3 protein-coding genes are annotated in these 3,292 nt (G+C 52.4%); all 3 read right to left on the bottom strand.

The annotated features are described in order from the left end of the window. Positions 1-726 (bottom strand): glycosyltransferase (locus tag M0R47_RS21425; protein ID WP_292558391.1); only part of this gene is annotated, 726 nt, incomplete at its 3' end. Positions 727-872: 146 nt separating this feature from the next. Next, positions 873-1,694, bottom strand: a complete 822-nt coding sequence (istB, locus tag M0R47_RS21420) for an IS21-like element helper ATPase IstB (RefSeq protein ID WP_292558390.1) — start codon at positions 1,692-1,694, stop codon at positions 873-875. After that, positions 1,687-3,222, bottom strand: a complete 1,536-nt coding sequence (gene istA, locus M0R47_RS21415; RefSeq protein ID WP_292558389.1) for an IS21 family transposase — start codon at positions 3,220-3,222, stop codon at positions 1,687-1,689. The genes istB and istA overlap by 8 nt, the downstream gene beginning before the upstream one ends. Positions 3,223-3,292: the final 70 nt, after the last annotated feature.

The following is a 3,292-nucleotide window of genomic DNA, read 5'->3' as shown; positions in this document are numbered from 1 at the left end:
CCGGGCCAGCTTATTGATACGCGGCCTGCCAGACCTGGCCGCAGCTAACATCCTGCGCAATGCCCTAACGAACTGCTCCACATTTTCCGGCTCAACGCATTCGGCAATACCGGGAAATTGCTGACATAACAACCCCAACTCGGTTTCAGCTTCGGCTGTTATCAAGGCATAACCGCCGGCCGACAATATCGTGGTCAACTTGGACGGCAGCACCGCATCGGCTACACCCTGTTTTTGAATTACCAGATGAACATCCGCTAACGCCATTAATGCCGGTAAATCCTGATAAGGTTGCAAAGACTCAAAACGGATATTGCTCAGGTTAAGTTGTTTGGCCTGATCAATCAGCGCCTGCTTCTCAACACCTTCACCGAGCACCAGAAACAAAACATCCTGCTCAGCAGCCAGCAATCCGGCCGCCTGAATCAATAAATCCAGACCTTGCTTTTTACCCAGATTCCCGGAATATAAGACCACCTGCGTATCCTCAGATATACCCCAGCGCCTGCGAAACAAGCTCGCATCAGCCTCCGGACTGACAAAATCAGTATCCACCCAATTAGGAAAAAAATGCAATGGCACAGACTGCCGGGTCTTCGCCCCCGCTTTTGCCAGCATGGAATAAGAAATCGATGAAATCGCCGAAAACCGGCGCATAAAAAAAGACTCAACGGCATGACAAATTGCCGCCAATTTCCCTTCTTTGCCCATACCCAGGCCTAGCATTGTTGATGCCGGACGAAAACTGACCACCCATACCGGTTGAAATTTGACCAGGGGGCGGAACCGGATTTTGAGGTATCCGGCTGTGGATAAGTGTAATAGAAACGGATAAGCGAAGGCTAGCTTTGTTATCCGTTTCGATGCTTCATTTAAAAGTTATTCTGCTCTGGTTTTTCTTCATCAAGTCTGTTTTTGTTATTGCCTCGCTTGGTTTGTTCCCTTGCTTGTATACGCGCCTTGGCTTGCTGAGAGCTGTGCCGGAAACGGTATGATTCATTGCCGGTTTCGATGATATAGCAATGGTGCGTAAGCCTATCCAGCAAGGCGGTTGTCATCTTGGCGTCGCCGAACACGCTAGACCATTCGGCAAAAGTCAAGTTGGTGGTGATGATGACGCTGGTTCGTTCGTACAACTTCGAGAGCAGATGAAACAACAATGCGCCGCCAGCTTGAGAGAACGGTAAATAACCCAATTCATCCAGGATAACCAAGTCCACTTGCATCAGCCGATACGCCAGCTTGCCTTGATTGCCGGCGGCTTTTTCCCGTTCCAGCAGTGTGACCAGATCAATCGTCGAGTAGAAGCGCACCCGCTTGCCGTTGTCGGTAATGGCCTTAACGCCCAAGGCGGTTGCCAGATGGGTTTTGCCGGTACCGGTGCCACCAATCAACACGACGTTATGCGCGGCATCGGTGAACTGGGTGCCGGCGAGTTGCTCAATCAGTGTACCGTCAACCTTGGCGGCTTCAAAGTCAAAGCCTGCCAGATCGCGATGAATCGGAAAGCGGGCCGATTGCAGTTGATAACGAATAGAGCGGATATGGCGATCTTCTGTTTCGGCCTGCAACAACTGCCGTAATAGCCACGCTGATGCTTGCAGGCTGGCACTCTGTTGACTGGCGATTTCCGCATAGGCAGCGGCCATTCCGTAGAGTTTGAGCGCTTTTAATTCTTGTTCAATATCAAGCATTTTCGCCCTCCTCAGCTAAACAGACTGGACTGAGTTTTTCTCCCAATTGGTCATAACGTCCAGTATCGGCAATCGGCACTTCGTTCAGTTGCAACGCTTCAGGCGTAACAATGGGAGGGGGTTCCGGCCGTTCATTCGTCGGTAACAGGGTTGCTAGATGTCGCACCTGTTCAACGCTAGTATACAAAGACTCTGGCAACCGTTCCACAGCGGCCACGACGACGTCAAAGCCCACTATCGGCACACAAGCCAGTACGTCCGCCATCGCCCGGTCGCCACCAGGATGTTTGCGCAAGGCACGCTGCAAGGACAATAGCGGCGCGGGCATTTCAAGAAAAGGGGCGCCGTTACGCAAGGCTCCAGGCTTTCTGTCCAGCAATGGAATATAGTGTTGCCAGTCGTAGCTGACCTGGTCGCGGTCGAACAGCCGAGCATGGCTAGCGATCCACGCATCGTCAGCATAGATATCGAGCCGCTCCGGATACTGTCGCACGCTGACCCGACGCTTGGCCCAATGGCAAGGTACCGAATAACGATTGCGCTTCACCGTCACCAGACAGGTGCTGGACACGCGAGCCACCACCTCAATATAGCCGTCAAACACACCCGGCATCGGCATTAGGTGCGGCTGCTCGAGTTCCAAGGCCTCTTGCAGTGTCAAACCACTCGCATCTGGGCAAGAAATTTCCAACCATAACGCTTTGCAGCGACTTTCCAGCCAACCATTCAATTCGGCAAAGCTGGCGAAGCAGCGTTGGCCGGCGTCCTGCCAGATGCGCCGACGGCTATCCTGCACGTTCTTCTCGACAATGCCTTTCTCCCAACCGGACGCCACGTTACAGAAATCCGGATCGAACAGGTAATAGGCTGTTAATGCCGCAAAGCGGGCGTTGACGATGCGTTCTTTGCCACTTTGTACCTTATCGACCGCCGTCTTCATGTTGTCGTATATCCCGCGTAATGGCACCCCTCCAAATGCCTGGAACGCGCGACTATGGGCATCGAACAGCATTTCATGACTTTGGCTGGGATAGGCCACCAGCAAAAAAGCTCGACTGGCGCAGAGCTTGATATGAGCGACTTGCAAGCGCCGACAAAGGCCACCGATTACCAGCGACTCTTCGCTCCAGTCGAACTGAAACGCTTCACCCCACTGAAATTTAAGCGGTACAAATGCTTGCTTTCCGGCAAGTCCGGTACCGACCTTGCGCCATGCCCGAATGTAATCGGTTAATTGCGTATAGCCGCCGTCGTAACCGGCCTGCCGCAATTCTTCCAGCAATTTCAGTGCGGTTCTCCGGTCACGTTTAGGACGGTAACTATCGGCTATCAGGGCTTGCTTGAGCTGCTCTTCGTATGGCGTTAGCTTAGTTGGCATCGAGCGACGCTGATAGGCAGGCTCGCTGCCATTCGGCATTTTCAGCCATTTTTTGACGGTATTGCGGGACAGACTGGTGCGTCTGACAATTTCATTGATGGACAACTGATCGCGGAAATACATCCGACGGATTTTGGCGTATAGAATCATGGTTATCACCCTCTTAGGCTCCTGTCTAATTTTTGGACAGGAGAGGTTAACAACCCTGGTCAATTTTCGT

Origin of the sequence: Methylobacter sp., from assembly GCF_023227905.1 — a bacterium.
In the GTDB taxonomy this organism is placed as follows: domain Bacteria; phylum Pseudomonadota; class Gammaproteobacteria; order Methylococcales; family Methylomonadaceae; genus Methylobacter_A.
This window is presented reverse-complemented; position numbering and strand designations above follow the sequence as displayed.